At 65.9% G+C, this 23,611-nt stretch carries 25 protein-coding genes; 10 read left to right on the plus strand and 15 right to left on the minus strand.

Annotation, left to right across the window (positions count from 1 at the left end; genetic code table 11):
• Positions 1–206: 206 nt before the first annotated feature.
• Positions 207–2,252: a TonB-dependent receptor domain-containing protein gene (locus VN11_RS19080; RefSeq protein WP_053450875.1), complete on the plus strand. Its 2,046-nt coding sequence runs from the start codon at positions 207–209 to the stop codon at positions 2,250–2,252.
• A 58-nt stretch (positions 2,253–2,310) separates the two neighbouring features.
• On the opposite strand, the gene VN11_RS22615 is transcribed toward VN11_RS19080, so the two are convergent.
• The 4 genes from VN11_RS22615 to VN11_RS19095 all read right to left on the minus strand — a co-directional run bounded on the left by VN11_RS22615 (position 2,311) and on the right by VN11_RS19095 (position 7,349).
• Entirely contained in the window at positions 2,311–2,481 is a 171-nt protein-coding gene (locus VN11_RS22615) for a hypothetical protein (protein WP_166671564.1), read from the minus strand.
• 220 nt (positions 2,482–2,701) lie between these two features.
• Entirely contained in the window at positions 2,702–5,233 is a 2,532-nt protein-coding gene (locus tag VN11_RS22930; protein ID WP_053450876.1) for a methyl-accepting chemotaxis protein, read from the minus strand.
• 212 nt (positions 5,234–5,445) lie between these two features.
• On the minus strand, positions 5,446–6,339 hold the full coding sequence (locus VN11_RS19090) for an NAD-dependent epimerase/dehydratase family protein (RefSeq protein ID WP_053450877.1): 894 nt from the start codon (positions 6,337–6,339) through the stop codon (positions 5,446–5,448).
• A 98-nt stretch (positions 6,340–6,437) separates the two neighbouring features.
• On the minus strand, positions 6,438–7,349 hold the full coding sequence (locus VN11_RS19095; RefSeq protein WP_053450878.1) for a S41 family peptidase: 912 nt from the start codon (positions 7,347–7,349) through the stop codon (positions 6,438–6,440).
• Between the two features lie 50 nt (positions 7,350–7,399).
• Between VN11_RS19095 and VN11_RS19100 the strand changes: the two genes are divergently transcribed.
• Entirely contained in the window at positions 7,400–7,864 is a 465-nt protein-coding gene (locus VN11_RS19100) for a MarR family winged helix-turn-helix transcriptional regulator (RefSeq protein WP_053450879.1), read from the plus strand.
• Between the two features lie 163 nt (positions 7,865–8,027).
• Positions 8,028–8,330: a KGG domain-containing protein gene (locus tag VN11_RS19105; protein ID WP_049457930.1), complete on the plus strand. Its 303-nt coding sequence runs from the start codon at positions 8,028–8,030 to the stop codon at positions 8,328–8,330.
• An 11-nt stretch (positions 8,331–8,341) separates the two neighbouring features.
• Here the strand turns inward: VN11_RS19105 and VN11_RS19110 are convergent, their stop codons facing one another.
• On the minus strand, positions 8,342–9,814 hold the full coding sequence (locus tag VN11_RS19110) for an MFS transporter (RefSeq protein ID WP_053450880.1): 1,473 nt from the start codon (positions 9,812–9,814) through the stop codon (positions 8,342–8,344).
• Positions 9,815–9,939: 125 nt separating this feature from the next.
• Between VN11_RS19110 and VN11_RS19115 the strand changes: the two genes are divergently transcribed.
• Entirely contained in the window at positions 9,940–10,557 is a 618-nt protein-coding gene (locus VN11_RS19115) for a TetR/AcrR family transcriptional regulator (protein ID WP_053450881.1), read from the plus strand.
• A gap of 15 nt (positions 10,558–10,572) precedes the next feature.
• Here VN11_RS19115 and VN11_RS19120 read toward each other — a convergent pair whose 3' ends face one another.
• Positions 10,573–10,923, minus strand: coding sequence for a VOC family protein (locus VN11_RS19120; RefSeq protein ID WP_053450882.1), 351 nt, complete (start codon positions 10,921–10,923; stop codon positions 10,573–10,575).
• Between the two features lie 122 nt (positions 10,924–11,045).
• Positions 11,046–11,246 (minus strand): hypothetical protein, encoded by a 201-nt coding sequence (locus VN11_RS19125; RefSeq protein WP_006472022.1) that lies wholly within the window; start codon positions 11,244–11,246, stop codon positions 11,046–11,048.
• A gap of 188 nt (positions 11,247–11,434) precedes the next feature.
• Between VN11_RS19125 and VN11_RS19130 the strand changes: the two genes are divergently transcribed.
• The gene (locus VN11_RS19130; RefSeq protein WP_053450883.1) at positions 11,435–14,794 is read left to right on the plus strand and encodes an autotransporter domain-containing protein; all 3,360 of its coding nucleotides are present in this window, start codon (positions 11,435–11,437) and stop codon (positions 14,792–14,794) included.
• 150 nt (positions 14,795–14,944) lie between these two features.
• On the opposite strand, the gene VN11_RS19135 is transcribed toward VN11_RS19130, so the two are convergent.
• On the minus strand, positions 14,945–15,397 hold the full coding sequence (locus VN11_RS19135; protein ID WP_008267995.1) for a PA2169 family four-helix-bundle protein: 453 nt from the start codon (positions 15,395–15,397) through the stop codon (positions 14,945–14,947).
• Positions 15,398–15,870: 473 nt separating this feature from the next.
• On the opposite strand from VN11_RS19135, the gene VN11_RS19145 reads away from it, so the two are divergent.
• Positions 15,871–16,512, plus strand: a complete 642-nt coding sequence (locus tag VN11_RS19145) for a glutathione S-transferase family protein (protein ID WP_053450885.1) — start codon at positions 15,871–15,873, stop codon at positions 16,510–16,512.
• Positions 16,513–16,535: 23 nt separating this feature from the next.
• Here the strand turns inward: VN11_RS19145 and VN11_RS19150 are convergent, their stop codons facing one another.
• Entirely contained in the window at positions 16,536–16,943 is a 408-nt protein-coding gene (locus VN11_RS19150) for a hypothetical protein (RefSeq protein ID WP_053450886.1), read from the minus strand.
• A gap of 49 nt (positions 16,944–16,992) precedes the next feature.
• Entirely contained in the window at positions 16,993–17,412 is a 420-nt protein-coding gene (locus VN11_RS19155) for an H-NS family nucleoid-associated regulatory protein (RefSeq protein ID WP_053450887.1), read from the minus strand.
• Positions 17,413–17,532: 120 nt separating this feature from the next.
• Between VN11_RS19155 and VN11_RS19160 the strand changes: the two genes are divergently transcribed.
• Entirely contained in the window at positions 17,533–17,925 is a 393-nt protein-coding gene (locus VN11_RS19160) for a DoxX family protein (protein WP_053450888.1), read from the plus strand.
• Positions 17,926–17,947: 22 nt separating this feature from the next.
• Here the strand turns inward: VN11_RS19160 and VN11_RS19165 are convergent, their stop codons facing one another.
• The gene (locus tag VN11_RS19165; protein WP_053450889.1) at positions 17,948–18,637 is read right to left on the minus strand and encodes a hypothetical protein; all 690 of its coding nucleotides are present in this window, start codon (positions 18,635–18,637) and stop codon (positions 17,948–17,950) included.
• Positions 18,638–18,836: 199 nt separating this feature from the next.
• Between VN11_RS19165 and VN11_RS19170 the strand changes: the two genes are divergently transcribed.
• The 3 genes from VN11_RS19170 to VN11_RS19175 all read left to right on the plus strand — a co-directional run bounded on the left by VN11_RS19170 (position 18,837) and on the right by VN11_RS19175 (position 20,204).
• Positions 18,837–19,121 carry a hypothetical protein gene (locus tag VN11_RS19170; protein WP_238581831.1) on the plus strand — a complete coding sequence of 95 codons (285 nt, stop codon included), beginning with the start codon at positions 18,837–18,839 and terminating at the stop codon, positions 19,119–19,121.
• Between the two features lie 92 nt (positions 19,122–19,213).
• Positions 19,214–19,465: a hypothetical protein gene (locus VN11_RS21970; protein WP_006472189.1), complete on the plus strand. Its 252-nt coding sequence runs from the start codon at positions 19,214–19,216 to the stop codon at positions 19,463–19,465.
• 178 nt (positions 19,466–19,643) lie between these two features.
• On the plus strand, positions 19,644–20,204 hold the full coding sequence (locus tag VN11_RS19175; protein ID WP_053450890.1) for a fasciclin domain-containing protein: 561 nt from the start codon (positions 19,644–19,646) through the stop codon (positions 20,202–20,204).
• 261 nt (positions 20,205–20,465) lie between these two features.
• Here the strand turns inward: VN11_RS19175 and VN11_RS22935 are convergent, their stop codons facing one another.
• From VN11_RS22935 to VN11_RS19195, 4 genes are all read right to left on the minus strand, one after another.
• Positions 20,466–21,086 carry an RHS repeat-associated core domain-containing protein gene (locus VN11_RS22935; protein ID WP_080374970.1) on the minus strand — a complete coding sequence of 207 codons (621 nt, stop codon included), beginning with the start codon at positions 21,084–21,086 and terminating at the stop codon, positions 20,466–20,468.
• Between the two features lie 65 nt (positions 21,087–21,151).
• Positions 21,152–21,511, minus strand: coding sequence for a hypothetical protein (locus tag VN11_RS19185; protein WP_053450891.1), 360 nt, complete (start codon positions 21,509–21,511; stop codon positions 21,152–21,154).
• Positions 21,508–22,578, minus strand: a complete 1,071-nt coding sequence (locus VN11_RS19190) for an RHS repeat domain-containing protein (protein WP_238581897.1) — start codon at positions 22,576–22,578, stop codon at positions 21,508–21,510. The genes VN11_RS19185 and VN11_RS19190 overlap by 4 nt, the downstream gene beginning before the upstream one ends.
• Positions 22,579–23,215: 637 nt before the next feature.
• Positions 23,216–23,611 (minus strand): hypothetical protein, encoded by a 396-nt coding sequence (locus tag VN11_RS19195; protein ID WP_053450893.1) that lies wholly within the window; start codon positions 23,609–23,611, stop codon positions 23,216–23,218.

Here is a 23,611-nt window from a genome sequence, read left to right on the forward strand (position 1 = left end):
TCGCTTCGTCACCACGGGTACTGGATCGTAACAAACGCGAACGGTTATCATTTCATTAACCAGGCAGGTCGACGTCTTCCCGACGGTTGAGACCCACCCAGCCGCGCCGGCGCCGCCGCGCGCCGACGACCCATGGAAGGGGGCTGCCTGCTGTCTGCCTGCGCCTGCGCTTCCACCGGGTCTCTCCTACTCCCATGGAAGCCGTCATGTCCCTGTCATTCCGTTCCCGTTCCGCGCACCCCACGCGCAGCCGCCTGGCCGTCGCCGTTGCCACCACCTGCCTGCTTGCCCTGCCCGGCCTGGCCGCCGCCGAGGCCGCCGCCGATGCGTCCACCAAGGATCTGGACACCGTGGTGGTCACCGCCTCGGGCAACCAGCAATGGATCAAGGATGCTCCCGCCAGCATCAGCGTGATCAGCCGCGAGGACATCGAGCGCCAGCCGGTGCACGATCTGGCCACCCTGCTCAGCCGCGTGCCCGGCGTGACCGGCGGCCTCAGCGCGGCCGGCGAGCAGTCCAAGATCAAGCTGCGCGGCATGCCGTCCAACTACACGCTGGTGCTTGTGGACGGCAAGCGCATGGGCAGCTCGGCCTCGACCAACTACCGCCCCGACCTCGGACGCCAGGACCTGAACTGGATTTCGCCGGACCAGATCGAGCGCATCGAAGTGGTGCGCGGGCCGATGTCGTCGCTGTATGGCTCCGACGCCATGGGCGGCGTGATCAACATCATCACCAAACGCATCGGTGATGACTGGAACGGTAGCGCCACCCACAGCTACACGCGACCAGGCGACGACAAGCGCGGCGACACCCAGCAGATCGGCGCCACGTTCTCCGGCCCGCTCGGCGAGCGCTTCGGCCTGCGCATCGGCGCCAACAGCATGCGCCGCGATTCCGACCGGTCCAATGGCGGTGTCTACGGCAATGCCTATGCCGGCGAGAAGGACCGCAATGTCGACGCGCTGCTGCAGTGGAAACTCAGCGACGCGCAGGAACTGTCGCTGGAAGCCGGCCACGGCGTGCAGCAGGCCTTCATCGATGCCGCCCTGGAAAAGCAGGACGAAGGTGCATGGGGTGCCACCGAACTCAAGCGCAGCTCGCTGGCGCTCAACCACGATGGCAAGTGGCGCTTCGGTAACTCGAAGATCAGCGCGTACTGGACCGAGTACAAGAACGACATCGGCGCCACCGGCCGCTCCGAGGCCACCGACACCATCATCGAAGGCAGCCTGACCACGCCGTTCACCCTCGGCGTTGAACACCAGTTCGCCGTGGGTGGCCAATGGAAGCGCCAGGAGCTGACCAACACCGACACCATCGGCCGTGCACCGATCGACTATGCCGGCAACGCGGTCAGCGGCTCCGATCTGGAAGTGGACACCTGGGCGCTGTTCGTCGAGGACGAACTGAAACTGCATCGCACCCTGGCGCTCACGCTGGGCGCACGCCTCGATCACCATGAGAAATTCGGCGGCCACGTCAGCCCGCGTGCCTACCTGGTCTGGCACCCGGCCGAGCAGTGGACGATCCGTGGCGGCGTCTCCAAGGGTTTCCGCGCCCCCAGCCTGACCGAGAATTCGGCGACCGCCGCCACCCAGTCCGGTGGCCGTGGCTGTACCTCGCTGATCCCGCTGGGCTATACCCGTGGCGGCTGCTACATGGCCGGCAACCCGGATCTGGACCCGGAAACCAGCACCAACCGCGAGATCGGCGTCAGTTTCGACAACGACTGGGTGGATGCTGGCCTGACCTATTTCCACACCGACTTCAGGAACAAGATCGAGTACGCCCCGCTGGGCCAGTTCAACGGCATCTGGTGGACGCGCATGAGCAACGTGCAGCGCGCGCGCACCAGTGGCATGGAAGGCAACCTCAATTTCCGCTTCGGCGAGCACTGGCGCTGGCGCACCTCGGCGACCTGGATGAAGGAGGCCAAGAACCTGACCACCGGCCGCAACCTGATCGATACGCCGGAGTTCTCCGGCTATTCGTCGCTGGACTGGACGCCGAACACGGCGTTCTCCAGCAGCCTGTCGGCGCAGTACACCGGCAAGCAGGACGGCGTGGCCACCACCTTCCTCAAGGCCTACACCCTGTATGACCTGACCGCCGCCTGGAACGTCAACCCGGTGCTGACCCTGCGCGGCGGTGTCAGCAACCTGGCCGACAAGAAGCTCTATGCCGAAGGCTCCACCGACTACTTCGTGGCCGGGCGCAGCTACTTCCTCAGCATGACCGCGCGGTTCTGACCGGCGGCGCGCCGCGATCGCGCTGGCGGTGGGCCAGCGCGATCGACGGTGTTGCGGGTTACTCGCTTTCCAGTGCGGCCGGTGCCGCAGTGCGCGTGGCGGCCGTGCGTGCACGGTCCATCGCCACCGCCAGTTGCTGGCGGGCGAGCAGTTGTTGTGCCTGCACCACTTCAGGTGTCGGCAGGAGCACCGGTCCCGGTGCGTTTTCCGGTGTAGCAGGTGTGGTCATGCAACCTCCATGGACATCCCGCCGCCGCACGGATTCAGCTGGGGCGGCAGCGGAACTGCGCACCCTATCCTAAAAACAAGGCGGATGGGTGACGGTGCGGCGCCCGGCCGCAGCGCCACAGCGGCCATACGCTTGAATTCCCGCTGCCGGGGCGCATTCCTGAACCCGTTGCCGTGTGCACGGTTCATCGCCATGACCGCCCCGGCCGCCGCCCGGGGGCTCACGCCGCGCGGCGTGCCACCGCCACCGGCCCGGCCTGCAGGCGGAAGCGCGACACCGCCACCGCCAGCTGCTCGGCCTGCTCCTCCATCGCCCGCGCGGCGGCACTGGCTTCCTCCACCAGCGCAGCGTTCTGCTGGGTGGTCTCGTCCATCTGCACCACGGTCTGGTTGACCTGCTCAATGCCGGCCGACTGCTCGCGCGAGGCGGCCGAGATCTCGGCCATGATCTCGTTGACCCGCCCGACCTGGCCGACGATCTCCTGCATGGTGCGACCGGCGCCATGCACCAGTTCCGCGCCGGCGCCGACCTGCGCGACCGAGGCGTCGATCAGCTCCTTGATCTCCTTGGCCGCGCCGGCCGAGCGCTGCGCCAGCGCGCGCACTTCGCTGGCGACCACCGCAAACCCGCGGCCCTGTTCACCGGCACGTGCCGCTTCCACCGCGGCGTTCAGCGCCAGGATGTTGGTCTGGAACGCGATGCCATCGATCACCGAGATGATCTCGGCAATGCGCTGCGACGAGGCCTCGATCTGCTCCATGGTCTGCACCACCTGGCTGACCACCTGTCCCCCTTCGCTGGCCACGCCGGCCGCGGAACCGGCCAGTGTGTTGGCTTGCAGCGCGTGATCGGCGTTCTGGCGCACGGTGGAGGTCAGTTCCTCCATCGACGCGGCAGTCTCTTCCAGGTTCGCGGCCTGCTGTTCGGTACGCCGCGACAGGTCGCTGTTGCCGGCCGCGATCTCGCCGGCTGCCAGGCGGATGCTGGCCGCGGACTGCTGGATCTGCCCGACGATCCCGGTCAGCTGCTGCACGGTGCTGTTGGCGTCGTCGCGCATCACCGCGAACACCCCGTGGAAGTCACCCTGCATGCGGGCAGTGAGGTCACCGGCGGCGATCGCGCGCAGCAGCGTCGACAGCTCGGCCAGGTTGTGGTCGCTGACCTGCATCATGGTGTTCAGCGTTTCCACCATGCGGCGGAAGTCGTGGTCGAAGCGCAGCGCGTCGCCGCGCACCGCGAAATCACCGGCAGCGGCGGCCGCGGCCAGCTGCTGGATCTGATCGTTGATCGCGGCCAGGTTGCTCTTGGTGGTGGCCATCGCGGCGCTGAACACGGCCTTCTCGCCCGGCAGCGCCTCCATGTCCACGCTGAGGTCGCCTACGGCATAGCGCTGCATCACTTCCACCAGGCGCTGGGTGACCGCATTGCTGGAGGCCACCAGCTGGTTGCTGTCGGCCACCATGCGGCCGTACTCGCCAGGGAACACCGACGCGTCCATGCGGTAGCTGAGCTCGCCGGCGTCATGACGGCGGGCCATTTCCGCCTGCGCGGCCATCACCGCCTGCAGCTGGCCGCGCATGCCCTGCATCGCCTCCAGCAGGCGTCCCACTTCGTCATTGCTGCGCGCCGGCAGGGTGCTGTCCAGCTTGCCCGCGGCGACATCACCGGCCACGCGCACGGCTTCAGCCAGCGGGCGGATCGCCAGCCGGCGCAACAGCACGTAGACACCCGCGCTCAGGGCCAGGGCCGCCACCACGCCGACCAGCAGGGTCAGCCACAGCAGCTGGCGCGCCTCGGCCACGATCACCGCATGCGGCATCACCACGCCCAGCGCGAAACGCTGCGGGGCGTCGCCCACGCGCAGCGGCACGTACACGCGCACGTTGCCGGCGGCATCCGGGGTGAAGGCTTCGAAGCGGCGGTCGGCGGCGATGTCCGCCAGCATGCTGCGGGTCAGCGCGTCGCTGCGCGGCTTGCCGATCTCGGCGGCGTTGGCCGAGGCCAGCACCACGCCCTTGGGCGAAAGCAGTTCGACGCGGCCGGCGCCCATCGGCGTCAGCGTGGCCAGGTGCTTCTGCAGCGCCGCCAGCGAGAAGTCGACGGTGAACACGCCGAGGAAGGTGCCCTTCTCGATGATCGGCGTGCTCAGTGTGCTCATCAGCACCTGCTGGCCGCCGATGTCATAGGCATAGGGTTCACTGACCTTGGGCAGCTTGTCGCGGCTGGGATCCATGTACCAGTCGGCCGAGCCATCGGCGGCTTCGGTGTAGTCCGTCATCGGCGACTGCTGCGGTGCGCCGTCCTGCCAGGCCCAGTAGCTCATGTAGCGGCCGGTGGCATCGTGCGCCTCGGTGTTGGCGAACGCGGCGTCCTTGCCGTCGAACGCATCGGCTTCCCACATGGTGCTCTTGCCCAGCCATTCCGGATGGGTGCGCAGCTGCTCGCCGAGCACCGCCGCCAGGCTGGCGCGGTCGGGTACATCGCCGCGCGCACGCTGGGCGAGCACGGCTTCGACCATCGCGTCGTTGCTGGCGAAGGCCGTGCCCAGATCGGCTGCGACCTGGCGCGCCTCGGCGTTGGCTTCGCTGGTCATGGTCTGGCGCGAGGCATCGATCAGGCTGGCGCTGGCCTGACGATAGATCAGGAACGCGGTCAGGCCGAAGCACAGCAGTGCGATCACGGCGGTGCCCAGCATCAGCTTGTGGGCGATGCTGCCCGGGCGGCGGGCAGCGGCGGAACGGGAAGGAGGCATGGAAGGGTCCGCTAGGCAGTTCAGGATGACCGGTACCGCGAGGGCACCGCGCAGGCGCGCGATCCGTCGCGCAGGCCCCCGGCCACCGGGGTACACGCCCGGCGCTGGAAGCGCACCGGGTTAGCGGCCGCCCACCAACGAGGTTGAGGCGGCCCGCCTGCACATTCCTGAATCTGCTCAGGGACGGGTCAGCAACCCGCCCCGCTGCCGCCCTACTCGGCTACGCGATCCTTGATCCACTGCGCCCGCGGCAGCACTTCGATGCTGCCCGCGGCGTACTGCTGCAGCACATCGTCCGGGCCGAACCGCGGCTGCCAGCCCAGCTCGTTGCGGAGGCGGGCACTGTCGTAGACGCGGTCGATGCTCATCGGCAGCGGCCAGCCACGGCGTTCGAACTCGGCCAGCAGCTGCGGCACGCGCCGCGCCAGCACGTTGCGCGGCTGGGTGGCCAGTTCCAGGCAGTCCTCGCGCCGGAACGGCGTCGGCGCACAGGCGATGTAGCGGGCGAAGGCGGCACCGTCATCAAGCAGCAGCGCGGCATGCGCACTGGCCACGTCACGCGCGTCGATACCACGGTGCAGGCGGAACATCGCCATGCGCTCGGGCGGCTCCGGGAAGCAACGGCCCATGCGCAGCACACGCACGCTGAAGCCCGGCGTGGCGGCGGCCACGGCCAGAGCCTCGGCCTGCAGCTTGCTGCGGTGATAGATCGTGCGCGGCAATGGCTCGGTGTCTTCATCGATCCAGCGGCAGCCTCCCGCCACCACCGCATGCCCGTACAGCGCGGTGGTACTGGTCAGCACGAACCGCCGCGCACCGGCCTCGCGCGCGGCCTGCAGCAGGTGCGAGGTGGCCTCCACGTTGATCTGCTGGAACACCGCATCCGGCACCAGTCCCACATGCGGTGCGTGCAGGGCGGCGGTGTGGATCACTGCGTCGACGCCACGGACAGCGCGTTCCACGGCCTGGCGATCGGTGACATCGGCGATGATGCGGGTGGTGGCGAACGGGCTGCGATCCAGCCCCACCACTTCGTGGGCGGCCGCGAGTGCGCCGAAGATCGCACGCCCGATCCGTCCGGAACTGCCGGTCAACAGAATCTTCATTGAGTCCATTCGCTCGAAGCGCCCGGGAACTACCGGGATGATTCGATTCTAGGCAAGCGGCATGTCGTCTGCGATAGCCGGATGTTGCAAAAACGCGTTCATCGTGGCGACGTTGGCGGTGCCAGCAGCTGCCGCGCGATGAACAGCGGATCATCACCGCCGGGCACATCCGGCGTGATGCCGGTTCGTTCCCAGTTGCCGCCGGTACGCAGGTTGATCGGCTGACGGTCCGGAATGCTGATCTGATAACCAGCGGGCAGCTGCACAGGATCATCGAACATGTGCGCGGCGCCACCGCTGCGGCTACCGACGATGCGTGCGCGCCCCACCGCCTGCAGCGAGTACGCGACGAACTCGGCCGCCGAGCCGGTGCGACGGTCGATCAGCACCACCAGCGGCTTCAGGTAGGGCGGCAGGCTGGCCGGCGGCAACCGCACCGCGGTGCGCCGCCCGCGCTGTTCCAGCGCCTGTACCTCGGTGATTCCCGGCTCCAGCAGGGTGCGCACCAGCACGTCCGCGCTGCCATCATCACCACCGCCGTTCTGGCGCAGGTCCAGTACCAGGCCATCGGTATCGGCCAGCAGGCTGAACGCTGCCACCAGTTTTGGCCGGGCCAGGTCGAGCGGATAGAAGGTGCTCAGGCGCAGGTAGCCGATGTTGCCCTCCAGCACCCGCACCTCGCGCACGCCCGCACCATTGCCGCGCGCGTCCGCACGCCAGGCCATCAGCCAGTCGTCCTGGCCGGCATCGGCGTCCACGCGTTCCACATGGAAGTGGCCATCGAACACGTCCAGATCCTGGTTCAGGCGTGCGCTGAACGCTTGCGGGTCCGCGCAGCTGTCCGCATAGCGCCGCTGGCTGGACCAGCCGCGCACCGCTGCGGCAATGCGGGCACCTTCGGCCTCGTCCAGGTACTGCGCCTGTATTGCGGTGGCCGCGGCCTGCAGCACCGCATCCTGGGACGGGCATGCCGCCGCCAGCAACGCACCCAGCATCCACGAAACCGCCATGACCCTACCCCGTATTGATGATATATAAGCGCTTATATATCATCGCGATCATGGATCTCCAACACGCGACCCTGGGGACGCTGCTGCGCGCCCTGCTCGATCAGCTCGACCCGGCCGTCGAACAGGCCTACCGCGATCTGCAGCTGGACTATCGGCCGCGCTACACCCCGGTGCTGCGCACGCTGATGGCGCAGGGCCCGTGCCGCATCAAGGACCTGGCACTGGCCTGCGGGCTCAGCCATTCGGCGCTCAGCCAGACCGTGGCAGCGATGGTGCGCGACGGCTGGCTGCACAGCGTCATCGGTGAAGACAGCCGCGAGCGCATCCTGCAGTTGAGCCCGCATGCGCTGCGGGCCGTGCCGGCGCTGCAGGCCCAGTGGCAGGCCACCGCGCATGCGGCACGCAGCCTGGAGGCCGACCTCGGCCAGTCGCTGGAACAGGTGCTGCGCAGCGCCTTGCAGGCGCTCGAACAACGCCCCTTCGCGCAGCGCCTGCGCGAGGCACGCGAAGGCTGACACGGTTCGGCCCCACTGCGGCCGAGGGCGGCCGGCCGTTTGAACCCGGTGCGCAGGCCGCGTGAAGACAGCTGCAAGGATGGCGACCTGGACTTAGCGCGCGATGGCCAAGCATGGCCGCTGTCGTCGACGACGGCGACGCCCACACCGCAGGAGGATTCACATGACTGGCCAGAACCCGCGCAGCTCCACCCGGGGCTTCGCCTCGATGGACGGGGACAAGCAACGTGCGATCGCCGCCAAGGGCGGACGCGCCGCGCACGCCTCCGGCAACGCGCATGAATTCAGTCCGGACGAAGCCCGCGTCGCCGGCCGCAAGGGCGGCGAAGCTATCAGCCGTGACCGGCAGCACATGGCGGCGATCGGCCGCGAAGGCGGCCACGCACGCCACGCCAACGCCCGCCAGCAACAGCAACAGGCATCGCTCGACCCAGCCGCAAAGGATCCGCAACGCCAGCAGGGATGAACGCTGTGCGGTCAGCGCGCAAGGCGAAGTCGGCGCAGGCCGATGGCCGCAAGCAGGGCCACCACGCCTGCCACCGCCATCGCCCACCCGAAGCCACTGGCCATCGCGCTGCGGTACCACGCCACCACCTGGGGCGTGGAATACGTCGAGCCCGGGTGCAGGATCAGCCCGCGTGCATGGGCGGCCAGCCCTGGCTGCCCGGCGGCCAGTGCGGACGCGGCAAACTGGCGTACCGCACGCAGGCCCATCAGGCTGCCCAGCAGCGCGATGCCCAGGCTCATGCCCGCCTGGCGCAATGCATTCATCGTGGCTGACGCGATGCCCGCGCGCTCGGCCGGTACCTGGACCATGACCGCCATGCCAGTGGCGGGTACCGCCAGCCCCATGCCGATGCCCAGCAGCATCAGCAAGGCACTGGCCTGCCCGCGCGACGTCGCAGGCTGCAACGTGGCCATCGCGCACAGCGCCACGGCGACCAGCACATAGCCGCAGACCAGCGCGGTGTGCAGCCCCACGCGTACCACCAGGCGACCGAACAACAACGAGACGACGCCCATCAACAGGAACTGCGGCACCAGCTGCGAGCCTGCCGAGGCTGCGCTGAGCCCCTGCGCCTGCTGGAAGAACAGGGACAGGAAAAACAGGCTCGCATAGGCGGTGAATCCCAGTACGAACGAAGCCAGGTTGAGCATGCCGAAACGGCGATCAGCAAACAGGTCCAGCGGCAGCAGCGGGCGTGCCACCCGGCGTTCGACCAGACCGAACAAAACCAGCCCGGCGCCGGCGATGCCCAGCGCCGACAGCGTTGCCGGCGCCAGCAGGCCCTGCTCGCCGATCGCGATCAGGCCATAGCTCAGCGCACCCAGTGCAACGGCGCTGAGCAGCTGCCCCGCCGGGTCCAGCGCGGCATGGTGTGGATGCCGCCGCTCCGGGATACCCCACGCGCCGAGCACGAGGGCAAGCAGGCCCAGCGGCAGGTTGATCAGGAAGATGCTGGGCCAGCCGGCGCGCTGCACCAGCACGCCGCCCAACAGCGGGCCGAGTACCAGGGCCAGCGCACTGAATGCCGACCAGCCCCCGATCGCGCGCGCGCGCTGGCGCGGATCGGGGAACGCATGGCTGAGGATCGGCATGGCGCTGGGAATCAGCAGCGCACCGGCGATGCCCTGCACCACGCGCCCGGCCACCAGCGTTTGCAAGTTGCCGGCGCAGGCGCACAGCAACGACCCCAGGGTGAAGGTGGCCACGCTGAGCAGCCACATCCGCCGATGCCCATAACGATCGCCGAGCGGGCCCGCTGACAGCATCAGGGCCGACAACGCGATGGCATACGCGTTGATCACCCACTGCAGGCCGGCCATGTCGGTGTCCAGCGCCTGCTGCAGGGTCGGCAGGGCGACGTTGACGATGCTGATGTCCAGCGAGGCGAGGAAGGTGCCGAGGTAGGCCGCCAGCACCAGGGCCGGTCGTCGCAAGCGTTGCATGTTCGGATCCCGGGGGAGGATGTGCCCGCATCCTAGTCACTGACTGACCGTCGGTCAATGACCGACGGTCAGTCACTCCCGGGGCGGAGCTAGAATGGCCGCCGACACACCCGGACCCAGCCACGATGCAGACCCCCGCTGCCGCCAGGCCTCGCACCAAGCCCGCCGAAACCCGCCAGGAAGAACTGATGGACGCCGCGCAGGCGCTGTTCCTGTCACAGGGTGTGGAGGCCACCACCGTCAGTGACATCGTGGCCGCAGCCGAGGTGGCCAAGGGCACCTTCTATACCTACTTCGCCTCGCGCAGCGAGATCCTGCAGGCATTGGCGCAGCGCTACACCCGGCACTTCATCGAGGACGTCGACCAGGCCGTGCAGCAGCACCCGGCCGCTGATGGCGTGGCACGGCTGCGCGCCTGGATCCGCGCCAACATCGAAATCTACGTGCGCACGCACGCCGTCCACGATGTGGTCTTCGCCCATCACCATCATCACCAGCGCGGCAATGCCGAACGCAACGCGATCCAGCAGCAGCTGCTGTCGATTCTTGAAACGGGAATGACCGCCGGCCTGTGGCAGTTGCCGTCGCCGCAGGTCACCGCCTCGCTGATCTATGCCGGCGTGCACGGCGCCACCGATGACCTGATCGCCGCACCCGCGCAGGACGCCGACGCCTTCATTGCCGCCGTGGTGGACGACTGCCTGCGCATGGTCGGCGTAGCGCCGGCCGCGACACATCGCTGACCCGCAACCCGCCGCTCAGCAATGGGCGAGGATGTTCAACAGCCTTCCGAACGGATCGCGCACGAAGAAGCGGCGCACGCCCCAGGGCTCGTCGGCCGGGCCGTACTCCAGCGCGATGCCGGCCGCACGCATGCGCTCCAGCACCTCCTGCAGATTGTCCACCTCGATCGACAGGTCCGGCACCGCGGTGCCGGAGCCGCCTTCACTGGCAAAACTGACCTGCGCCAGGGCATTGCCCTGCCCGCCGTGAGTGACGATCCAGCCGTGGTCCATCACCACCGGCATGCCGAGCAGGTCGCCATAGAAGGCGGCGGCGCGTTGCGGATCGGGCGTGGCGATGTTGGCAACGACGCGCCTGACAGCCATGGCATTCCCCTCTCCCGGAAGACGCACCGAGAGTACCGCATCGATGCCAGCGTCACCCCCTGCAACAGAAGAGCCCCGTCGATGACGGGGCTCCAGGCGGTATAGAACTTAAAAGGCGCGACTCACACGCCCATGCACAGGTCGACCACGCAGGTGTTGTAGGCCTGCTGGCACTCACCGGCATCCACACCGCTGGCCAGGCACATCTGATAGGCCCGCCAGCACGGCTTGTCGCAGGGCTCGACCGGCCCTGCCACCGCCACCGAACCGGTGCAGGCCAACGCGAACACCGCACCGGCGACCATCTTCTTCAATGCACGCATCGTCATCACTCCTTGATAAGCCTGGTGAGCCCAGGCGGGCCCACCGTAGCGGGGACACCGGGAGGCGAGGTGAACACCCGCGTCACGAATCCTTAACCAGTTCATAAAATTTCCTTCACACGACTGGGGGGCATCGGCCTGCCTTGGCGTTAACGGCGTTGTTGTCCGTCAACCAAGGAAGTTGTCCGATGAATCACCCGCTGTACGGCCGTTCGTCCCGCTCCCTCCCGCATCGCCCGCTGGCACTTGCTGTTGCCAGCTCGCTGCTGCTGGCCACCACCTTGCCGGCCATGGCCAGCGAATCACTCGATGCCTGGCAGCATCAACGCCAGCTGCAGGCCGCGTGGGCACGGCCCGTCGCCGATGTGGCGTCGGCTTCCACGGCGCCCACCGCCACCGCGCCTGCAACGGGAAGCACCGCCCTGCTCGGCAAACCCGGCGATGCAGCCAGCTGGCGCAGCGATGAATTCAACGCCGATTGGGGACTGGCTGCGATGGGCGCCGACTACGCCTACGCGCGCGGCCTGACCGGCCAGGGCGTGCGCCTGGCCCTGTTCGATTCAGGCTCGGCACTGGCACACCCCGAATTCGCCGGGCGCAACACCTCCAGCATCACCATCGGTGCGGACTGCGCCACGCCCGGCGTGGTGGCCGGTGCCGGCGCATGCGGCCAGACCCGTGGCGAGCAGCCGGGCTACAACTACTACGGCCTCGGCCCCGGTGTTCCCGCCGCGCTGGCCGCACGACTGATCGCCGCAGGCCAGCCCTACGGCTTCAGCTACGCCGACCATGGCACCCACGTGCTGGGCACCATCGGTGCCAACCGTGATGGCAAGGGCATGCACGGCGTGGCCTTCGGTTCGAACCTGACCGCTGCCCGCGTCTTCGGTGATACCTATTACGAGTGGCGCCTGGACCCGGACAATTTCTATCGCCCGCGTGCGCTGTACCGCACCGATCCGGATGACGCTGCCACACTGGACATGTATGCGCAGATCCAGGCGCAGGGCGTGCGCGCCATCAACCACAGCTGGGGCATCTCCACCCGCAACATGACCGCTGCCGCGCTGGACGCGCAGTATGCGGCGATCGGTGATGGCTACGACGTGTACGGCAGCATCTATGCCGGCAGCGGCGACAAGCCGGGCTCCACGCTGATCCAGGTATGGTCGGCCGGCAACGGCAGTGGTGCGGTGGCCGGCATCACCGCGTCGATGCCGCGCTGGAAGCCGGAGATCGAACCCTACTGGCTGGCGGTGGCCAATGTGCGCCGGCCCAATGCCGCCGCCGGCGAAACCGACTACGTGATCGACGGCAGCTCCAGCATCTGCGGTGTCGCCGCCAACTGGTGCATCTCCGCCCCCGGCACCGACATCCTCAGCACCATCGTGTCCGGCGAGATCAAGGGCCGCATCGAGAACACCTCGGCGTACGTGCGGCTGATCATCGACAGCGAAAACACCGAGTACACCTACGGCACCAAGACCGGCACGTCGATGGCCGCACCGCACATCACCGGCGCCCTCGGCCTGTTGATGGAGCGCTTCCCGTACCTGGACAACGCCCAGGTGCGCGATGTGCTGCTGACCACCGCGCGCGATCTGGGTGCGGCAGGCATCGACCCCATCTACGGCTGGGGCATGGTCGACCTGCGCAAGGCCATCGAAGGCTATGGATCGCTGCGGGTGGATACCAACGTAGTGATGAACCAGAAGGCCGGTGGGCTGAAGGTGTGGGAAGGCGATGCATGGGATGACTGGACCAACGCCATCGGCGGCCCCGGCAAGCTGACCAAATCCGGCATCGGCTGGCTGCGCCTGAGCGGCGACAACACCTTCAACGGCGCTGTACTGCGCGAGGGCACGCTGGAATTGAACGGCAGCAACGCGCTCACCTCGGCGGTCGACGTGCAGGGTGGCCAGTTCCTGCTCAACGGCAGCCTGGTCTCCACCGCGCTCACCACCCACGGCGGCGTCAGCACGGTCAGCGCCAGCGGCGTGCTGAAGAACAGCAACCTGACGGTCGACGGCGGCGTGGTGTCCTTCAACGGCACGCAGACCGGTGGCACCACCACGGTCGGCGCCAACGGCCTGCTGAAGGGCGTCGGCACGCTGGGCAGCACCCGCGTCGATGGCACCATCGCCCCCGGCAACTCCATCGGCACGCTCACCATCAACGGCAACTACGTGCAGGGCGCCAGCGGCGTGTTTGCCGCCGAACTGGCCCCGGGTGGGCGCAGCGACCAGCTGCACGTGACCGGCACCGCGACCCTCGGCGGCACCCTGGTGGCGTTGCCGGAACCGGGCACCTACTACCTCGGCGAGCAGTTCAACTTCATCCGCGCCGACGGCGGCGTCAGCGGCCAGTTCGCCAGGACCGACTTCAGCGCCTTCTCGCCGTTCCTGCAGTTCAGCCTGGCCTACGGTGCCAACGGCGCCCGCATCGACGTCGCACGCGGTGCGCTGCTGGCCAGCGCGGCCAGTACGCCGAACCAACGCGCGGTCGCCGCGGCCGCCGACGTGCTGGCGATCAACCAGGGCCTGCCCAAGCCGCTCACCCAGCTGTTCCCGCAGCAGGTCGGCGGCGTGCTCGATGGCATCGGTGGCGAACTGCACGCTGCCACCGCGCTGGCCCTGGTCGAAGGCAGCCGCCACGTCCGTGATGCCGCGTTGTCGCGCCGCGCCGGCGCGGCGGCACCCGGTGCGGAGCCGGGCGACGCCACCGGTGCATGGGTGCAGGCCATCGGCGGCAACGGCAAGCTGGATGGCAATTCCAACACCGCGCGCACCGACACCAACAGCAACGGCGTGCTGGTCGGCGTCGACCGCGAGTTCGGCGGCTGGCAGATCGGCGTATTGGCCGGCACTGGCCGCACCGACGTGAAGCAGCAGGAGCGTCGCGCCCGGTCGAAGATCGACAACACCCATTTCGGTGCCTACGCCAGCCACAACTGGGGCGGTTTCGGCCTGCGTGGTGGCGTCGCATGGAGCCGCAACGAAGTGAAGAGCAACCGCGATGTGGCCTTTGCCGGTTTCAGTGACAGCCTGAGCGCGCGCTACAACGCACACACCCGCCAGGCCTTCATCGAGGCGGGCTACCGCTTCGGCAGCGCCGAGGGTGGCCTGGAGCCGTACCTGCAGGTCGCACGTGTGGAAGTGGACCTCAAGCAGATCGACGAGCGCGGCGGTGCGGCGGCACTGCACGGCAAGGTGGATGACACCGGCACCACGGTCGCCACCGCCGGCGTGCGCTTCGACAAGGGCCTGAAGGCGTCGTTCCAGCAGGACAGCTGGCTGCACCTGCGCGGTGGCGTGGGCTATCGCCGGGCCTCGGGTGACCGCAGCCAGGTAGCCAACCTCGCCTTCGCCAACAGCACCACGACGTTCGCGGTCGAGGGTGCACCGATTGCCGACAATGCGGTCGTGGCCGAGTTGGGCCTGTCGGCCTGGCTGACCCCGCGGCAGCAGCTGGAACTGGGCTACAGCGGCCAGTTCGGCAGCGAAAGCCGCGATCACGGTGCCAATGCCCGCTGGTCGATCCGCTTCTAGTCACGTGCCCGGTTAGTCACGTGCTCTCTTGACGGGTTGGGGCGGCCTCGCGGCCGCCCCTTTTTTATGCGCGTCCCCCTGGACAAAGGTGGCCGGGGCAGAACACTGCCCCGGCCGCGGCGGCCCCGGGGAGAAGGCCGCCTTCAAGCGTCAGGCTGCCTTCATCGCGTGCTTGCGCGCGCGCATGACGTTGTGGCATTCCTGCACGTCCGGCAGCAGCTGGGTCACTTCCTGGCGCACGGCCGGCGGCAGATCGTTCTCCTTCAGCACGTCCTTGAACGCGCCGAGCAGGCGATCTTCGGATTCTTCCAGCTCGGCCACGTAGCCGTAGTTGGTATCACCGAAGGCAGCGCGCACCTTGCCGTAGAACTGCTGCATCGAGCCGACGACAGTACCGTGCTCGGCCGGCTTGCCACCGCTGGCAGCGACCGAGCCGCTCAGTGCAGCGACGATGCGGCCCTTGACGCCAGCAATGCGGGTGAACAGTGCCGACAGCTCGGCATCCTTCACCTTGGTCGCGGCTTCTTCATAGAAGGACTTGCCATCACGGGCGATCTCGATCAGGTCGTTGAGGCGATGTTCGATGGTGGACTGGGTGCTCATGTCATTGCTCCTGTGTAGTCGATTCCGTGGGAGAGAGGCAGCCGTGAGTGCTGCCTGCGGGACCACTGTGGACAGGCCCATGTGCTTCGTGGGTGAGCATTGATTGATGCATGCATCACCTCGCCCAACCCGCACTGACCGCTTCACGCCACGGTGGTGTCGCGTTCACGCAGACGTGTCTGCGCGGGCTTCACCAGGGGATGAAGAGAATGACCAGAACGATGACGAGCACCGCAGCGAGCGCTGCCATCAGCACATTTCGCTGGCGCCAGCTGGGCTTCGGTTTTCCTGGGGTATTCATGGATGCACACCTGTTTCTGCGGATGACCCCGCCAGCGTGATGGATCTGAATCAGTGCCCGCGTAGAGGGCACGTGCATGCGACGTGCACGCGCCGGAGCGTATGTCGATTCCAGGCGCTGTCGTTCGTCGGAACACTGGAAGCCAGGCCCGTCGGCCTGCAGGAGCCTCCCGATGTGTCCCATCCTCACTGCCTTCGCCACCTCACCCGATCGCGGCCAGGGCCTGGCCCGCGACATGCGCGTGCGCTGGGCGCTGGAAGAACTGGGCGTGGCCTACGACGTGCAGCTGCTGACCTTTGCCGAGATGAAGCAGCCCGCCCACCTCGAAAGGAATCCATTTGGGCAGATTCCCACCTGGCAGGACGGCGGCCAGGTCCTGTTCGAATCCGGCGCCATCGTCCTGCACCTGGCCGAACAGTACCCGGGCCTGTTGCCGCGCGATCCGGATGCGCGCATGCGCGCGATCATGTGGATGTTCGCCGCGCTGAACACGGTGGAGCCGCCGGTTGTTGAGCGCTCGATGGCCTGGGTACTGGAGCGCGAGCAGCCCTGGTACGCGCAGCGGCTACCGATGCTCGATGAGCGGGTGCGGACGCGGCTGGCGCAGTTGTCCGCAGCGCTGGGCGATTCCGCCTGGCTGGACGGCGGATTCAGCGCGGGCGACCTGATGATGGCTGCGGTACTGCTGCGGCTGAAGAGCAGCGGCCTGCTCGATGAATTCCCGCAGGTGAGCGGCTACGTGGACCGGGCAAAGCAGCGCCCGGCCTACCAGCGCGCGTTCGCCGCGCAGCGGGCGGTGTTCCAGAACGGATAGTTCCGCGCACGGCGTGGAAACACTCAGCGCGGCCTGGGCCGGGAGGCGGCCTGCACCAGCATCAGCTGCGCCACCAGGATCAGCATCGCGCACCCGGACAACAGCCACGGATCGATGTACCACTGCGCGTTGAAGCTGAACTCTCCGGCAGAGATGCGCTTCCAGCCGTTGAAGTGCTGCATGGCGGCCACCACAAACGCGAAGCCGCCTGAGGTGTACGCAAGCCAAGGCACGATGAGGCCGCCTGGCCGCGCGAACAGCATCAACAGCCCGAGCACGCCGATCACCGTGCGCTGCACGCGGCAGTAGGGGCAGACATAGGCCAGGCCGCTCCATTCCACCGACCAGGCCAGCAGGCTGACCAGCACCGACAGGCCTGCGGCAAGGTACAGCCACTTCGGCGTGATCGTCATGCTGCCGCTGTATGCCATCGCCTGCTCCTTCGTTCAAAGACCCGGGCAGGGTAACAGCGCCACCGGGTCAATCCTTCTTGAAGACCGTGCGCTTGCCGATCGGGCTGCTCTTGCGCGCCGTCGGCTTGGCCAGGCCCGGAATGAGGAAGTCGGTCACCTTGTGGCCCTTCTGGACCTTGGCGGCCAGCCAGCGCGGCATGCGCCCACGGCCGGACCAGGTGAGCCGCTTGTACTCCGGGTCGCGGTACTTGGCCGCCACTTTGCCGGTCCTGCGCCGTGCCGGCTTCCGGCGCGGGGCGGCCTCTTCGATGGCCTCTGCGCCGAACAGCTCCTCGAGGGTGTAGCCCGCTTCGGCCGCTGCGGCCCTCAGCAGGCGGCGTACCGCACTGGCCGGGCGGCGGTTGGAAATCAGCTGTTTCCGCTGTTCAGCGGCAACCACCAGGGCGCCCAGCTCGCGAAGGCTGAGCGATTCAATATCAATCGTCATGCGAGAAAGGTCTACCGCGCCGCGGCGGCTGTCAAGGCATCCTGATGGCCGGGCATACACACAGGCTTCACCGCCGCTGGGCTCCGATCGCCATCGCACGCCATCTCCGAGGACATCGACGTGAGCACCTCATCGCATTCGCTCGCCTACCTGCTTGCACGCCTGCTGCTGATGGCGCTGTTCCTGGTCTCCGGCATCGGCAAGCTCGGCGACCCCGGTGCCACCCAGGGCTACATGGAAGCGATGGGCGTGCCGGGCATCCTGCTGTGGCCGACCATCGCCTTCGAGATCGGCAGCGGGCTCTGCATCCTGCTCGGCTTCCAGACCCGCCTGGTGTCGGTGGTGCTGGTGGTCTTCAGCCTGGTGACTGCTTTCATCTTCCACCACAACGTCGCCGACCCGACCCAGCAGATCATGTTCCTGAAGAACCTGGGGCTGGCCGGTGGATTCCTGCTGCTGGCCTGCACCGGGGCCGGGCGTTACAGCATTGATGGGCGCGGGCGGCGCGGCTAGGCGCTGATCCGACGCCTGCGCGCTAGCGGCGGAGCTCCGCCTCGGGCGCCAGCGTGTGGATCACCTTGCCCTGCGCGTCGAGGAACTCGATTGCACCATAGCCTTCGGCGGTGACCGTCAGGCGCAGGCGCGTGCGGTCTGACCTGTCGTTCAGGGCAATGGCCGGCGTGCCATCAGCGCCAACCACCAGGCCGATGCGCGTGGGCGCCTGCACGCCGGGAATCAGCTTGTTGCCCAATGCAGGTTCACGGATCAGCTTCGGTGCCTGGTTGATCGAAAAGCTCACCGCGCCGTCCGGTGATACCCGCCAACCGATCGCGTCCATCGCCGGATGATCCAGCGCCAGCACCGCCATCCCACCGTCGACATCGGCGGTGCCGAAGCCACCGCGCTCGCTGCCTTTGTCGTCGTACAGCACCATCCCGGCCACGTTGAACGCGCGCTTGTACTGCAGGCCATCGATGATCGGCGCCGGTGTCCTGCCGGACAACGTCATGCGGATCACGCCCGTGTCGTCGACGATATCGATCCGCCGCGCGGTGATGCGTTCGTGGTCCGGCGTTTCCACGCGTGTCTGCGGTGCCTTGTCGACGATCAGACGCTGCAGGGTTTCAACAGAAGGGCGCCTGGGTGAATCGGAAGGCTCTTCAGCCCCGACAGGCATAGCGGCGAGGGTGGTCAGGACGACGAACGTGCAGGCACTGCGCTTCATGCTGGCTCCTGGTCGGACGGATCGGCGGAAGCCGCATCATGCCACTCTTCCGAAGGATGCTCCGACGAGTGCAGAGTGCTCTGGCGAGCAGAGGCCCACACTCCATCATTGGAAGCAAGCCCCCGGCGCTGCATGCATTCTTAATTCTTCAGATTTCCGTCAAGCACCCTGCGTCCCGTACTGGCCGCAAAGCAGCATGATGAGCGCCCCATTCAAGTCAGGGCGCTCGTTCATCTTCATGCGTGACATCGGACAGTTCTACGTAACCAGCGTCGAGGGAGTGACGCGCGCGGACGGCACACTCCTGCAGGTCACTCGAATCGATTGCGCCTGCATCAAGTGCTCGTGGCAGTTCAGGGCGATCCCCAATCATGGACTGGTCGATCTTGATGGGGCAGCGGCCCTCAGTTGCCCAACCTGCGGCAATCACCAGTCAGTCAGCCGGGCACGGCTCGAAGAGCTCAATCGACGCAACGGCGAATAGCCAGCGCTTGGACCTTCCATCAACATCGCACCGACGCTGCCGATACCTGTTCGGCGCTAGCCTTCAGTCAACCGATATTTGCCGGCCTTCCCATGAGTCATACCGGACTGTTTCAGATCACCAACCTGACGTACAAAGCCGGAGAGCATGGCACTCTGGCGCGGGCACTGCAGATCGTAGCGACGTGCACGGCCTGCGGCGCTACGAGCGTGTGGGGCGAAGATGAGATGGAACATGTCGCCGGGGGAACCGTGCTGGCCTGCCGCAACTGTGGCGTCCGCCAGGCCATCAGCAACGCGCGTCTTTCAAGCAGCCCATCCGACATCCGTCATCCGCGCCGCTGAATGGCACGCGGTTCGTATCGCGTAGCGCGCCAGCAGACGCAGGCGTTCACTCGCCTTTTACAACGCGTCGCCACCTCCGGCGAAGAAGCACCCGGATGCATCTGCCTGCATCCAAGCACCGCGCCCCCGCGTATGTAGGATGCCCGCGCCTTGCGGGCCTCCCATAGAGGAACGCGCCGTGAAAGCTCTTCAGCGGATAGCCGCCACCGTCAGCTTCGCCGTACTCGTTTCAGCCACTTCACTGAGCTTCGCCGCCAACACCGTGATGGTGGGCGGAGCGGAAATGTATCCCAGCAAGACCATTGTCCAGAACGCCATCAACTCCAAGGACCACACCACCCTGGTCGCCGCGGTCAAGGCAGCCGGGCTGGTCGATACCCTCAATGGTGCTGGCCCCTTCACCGTTTTCGCACCCACCAATGCAGCCTTCGGCAAGTTGCCCGCAGGCACGGTCGATACGCTGGTAAAGCCTGAAAACAAGGCGCAATTGACCAAGATCCTGACCTACCACGTGGTACCGGGCAACTACAGCTCCGCGCAGCTGATGGCCGATGCCAGGAAGCACGGCGGCAAGGCGATTCTGAAGACCGTTGAAGGTGAGTCGCTCACCATCGCGTTGCATGACGGCAAGCTGTGGGTCATTGATGCCAAGGGTGGCAAGGCTGGAATCAGCATTGCCGATGTCGGCCAGTCCAATGGCGTGATCCACGTGATCGACACGGTGTTGATGCCGAAGTAACCACGACTGTATCCGCGGCAGTCGCGTACGGCGGCTGCCGCTGTTGTGAGAGAAGACCCGGCTATGGACGGCCGCACCCTTTGACCGGTAGCGATGGTCGTTGCCCCCGATTGTTGAAGCCTGCCACGATCACTCGGTCCAGGCGGTCGTGGAGCATCTGCCGGCTGTAGAACGGTCGCCAGATCGGCAACGTCCACTGAATGCGTCCAGCAATGGCGACTCACCGCGAGATGGGGTGAGGGGTTGCCCGGGCGCGAGAGGTCAGGATGGCCTGACTTCCCTGCATACCAGTTCCGCCAATTCGCGGCACGCGAAAAACAGGCCCTCAACAACCCCTTCATCCAGATGGCGGTCGGGCGTGGCCGTGGATTCGCAGCGACTGGCCGCATGCAGCATCTCCACTGCGGTCAGCATGCCCACCGCCGCGCGGTCGATCCTGGCCAAGGACTGACGGCGGCCGTCTGACAGGTTCTCTTCCGGCCACAGCATGCCATCGGACCCTTCGCCATCGCGGATGCGCTTCAGGCAGCCCTGGAAGGTGCTGAGGTCAAAGGCGGGGTTGTCGTCGTCGTTGGTGGGTTCATCGACGGGGAATGGCGGAATCTTGCGAGTGGTCATGGCGTCGGCTTCCGTGGCTGTACTTGACACTGCCACCGCGCGGAAGTCCGCGACCATGGAGACAGCTTCACGGAGCGCCTGTCTAGTTTCAGGCTTCGTCCAGTCGATCTCGTATACCGAACGCGGCAGACTCTGCCGGCCCTCCGGGTCCGTGAACTTATAGGGATTCCCATTGGCATACCGATACCGGTTGAAGTGCCCCACAGGCTGGTCATACGCCGTCACCGGATCGACCGACAGGAACACACCCAACTGCGGATCCATATACCGCTGCTTTTAGTTGACGTACGGGGCTGGGACTACCCATAACGGCACCGCTGTCCACAGATTCAAGCCACCAATACATCGACGACTGGAAACGCGAAGAATTTGAGATAGGGGGCTGGCTCAATACTGAAATCAGCCGACTCCACCCTCCAATTGTTTGGATCCCCTAAGAAAATCGCACCTCGGCGACCGTACAATTCATCGCGCAGCAGACGATCAAGGCCATCCATGTCTGCGTCAGCGAGAAAGCGCTCAATCATTCGCTTCTCCTTCGCAAGAATATTGATCACGAAGTAGACCCTATCCTGCAAGGGCTTACTGAAGTCTGCCTCCACGCAGATTGCGTATAGGTATCTACCACCATCTTCCATCACTTGCTGCAACTCACCGTCGTACCATTCCACAAGCAATTCGATCTTCATTTGTAAACCTCATTAAACTTCTGAGCCACTTTCTCCGTTACTGGCTTGGGGAGTTCCACAGTATGGTGGTTCGGATTGTTCCCGGTTTGAGGTGTATTGAACGCGCTCTTTGCCTCCGCCTGATCGGCAACCCGGTTTTTGAGTCTATCTGCCGCACTCACCCTCTCCTGCGCTTTGACCGAAACCCCATGCGGGAACCCGGCCTTCTCCGCCTTGACGGCTTGAGCTGCAAGCGATTCAGCGCTCTCTGCGCCCTTTCCAAATCGGACAAAGAACCCTGCCGCCTTGACTCCGCTCTTTCCACCCGGGGCACGAGACATCACCGCGCCCACAATCATGCCCTTGAAATCGCCATTCAAGGCGTCTGCGACAGTCCCCAACGGGCTTCCGATCGTGTTCAGGACCCGACTTGGCTCCCCTTTCCACGCCTGTTCAAACTCAGCCTCCGTCATGCACGCCCCCGTGCTTGTATAGCAGCGGCCGTCAGGGTCCTTGAACCTGTATGGGTTGCTCGCAGCGTAACGATAGCGATTGAACATTCCGACAGGATTCTCGTGAGCCGTCACCGGGTCCACAGATAGGAACATCCCCAGCAGCGGATCCATGTACCGCTGCTGCATCTGCACCAGCCCGGTCTCACCATCCATCACATGCCCGGTGTACCCAGGGCCATCCACCACCTTGCCGATGGGCGCGCCATACGGCTCGTAATGAGTACGCTCGATCACGTTGCCGGAAGCATCCGTACTGGCAACCGGGCTTCCCAGCGCATCGGTGTGCAGGTAGGTGATCTTGGCCTCTGCGTCACCGTAGTCGCGGCGCGCGATCAGGCTGCCGGCCAGATGGACGTACTCATGCCACAGTCCCTTTCGTTCATCGCGCTGGAATACCAGCCTGCCGTCCTGAGAGTACTGGGAAAGTACATTTCCCTTAGTAGGCGAGTATGCAAGGATCCGCCTGCCCAGCGCGTCGTAGCGATAGGTCTCTTTGCCAGTCACCTCGCGCAACCGATTGCCGAAGTCGAAGCTGTGGTTGAGGCCATTCTTCAACTTAAGGTTGCCCTGCACGTCATAGCTCAGGCCGATGAGCGTGTTGCCCGCACCATCCCGCACATTGGTAAGGCGGTTGTGCGCGTCGTACCAGTAGCGATGGTCTTTGACACTTGGTCGCGGGCCTGAACAAGTGACAGATGTTCGACCGAACCTAAGGTACGACGCCTACCGTGCGCCCAGGTCACGATCCAAGCCTTGTGCACAGAGGGGGGGCTGCTCGCGAAGAATCAGGTCGCGAACCTGAGCATCCCCAAGCTCATAGGGGTCATCTCGTGGCTCTTCAGTGACTTACTCAATCATGCCGGTCATAGCAAGCGCACCTACACTAACCTTTGCCCCAGAAAGCATGTCCTCTCACACCCTCTGCCTGGTAATGCGGAAGCCCCTCCCTTCCACCATCCAATTCATGGCCGACTTGCGACCTGCCTTCAGTCAGCGACCACGTTTTACTGCGCCCCATCCCGGCACGGTTCCCTTAGCGCCATTGACAGCAGAAGACTGCACTTGGCTCGTGAAGCTAGTCCTGATCCCCAACGATGGATCCAACCCTATGGCCTGCCAATTACGCAGCCCGGGTCTAGATCATTCATCATCCAAGCAGTATTTATTCCTGAGTATCCTCCGAGCCACCGTAGTTCCGCCACGATAAAATTCACCCACCCTCGCCCTCCATTATATACCTAAGATTCCTAAATTCGGCCACACACTCCGGAACACCTTCCGACAGATCGTCAAAGAAGAATTCCCTATGAAATAAATCTGGCCACATGAACACCCCATCAAACCGCTTCTCAATGCGCCATTCTTTCGGCATGGACCCATCAATAACATCAAATATGCCGATTGGCGCAGAAGTCAGATTCCCATAGTCATCGATTACCTTGCAGACGAGCGTCCCGCCCCTGTAAATGCTCGACTCCCTATGGAGACTAAGTCCGAATACCGTGTACTCATTCCCAGCACCCAGGAACAGCGTCGACTTTACTCTCCCTTCCGCGCCAAGCCCGGCAAGAATATCAACCCAATTGCTGACGACTTTTACTCGCAT

Origin of the sequence: Stenotrophomonas maltophilia (assembly GCF_001274595.1) — a bacterium.
Lineage (GTDB): Bacteria > Pseudomonadota > Gammaproteobacteria > Xanthomonadales > Xanthomonadaceae > Stenotrophomonas > Stenotrophomonas forensis.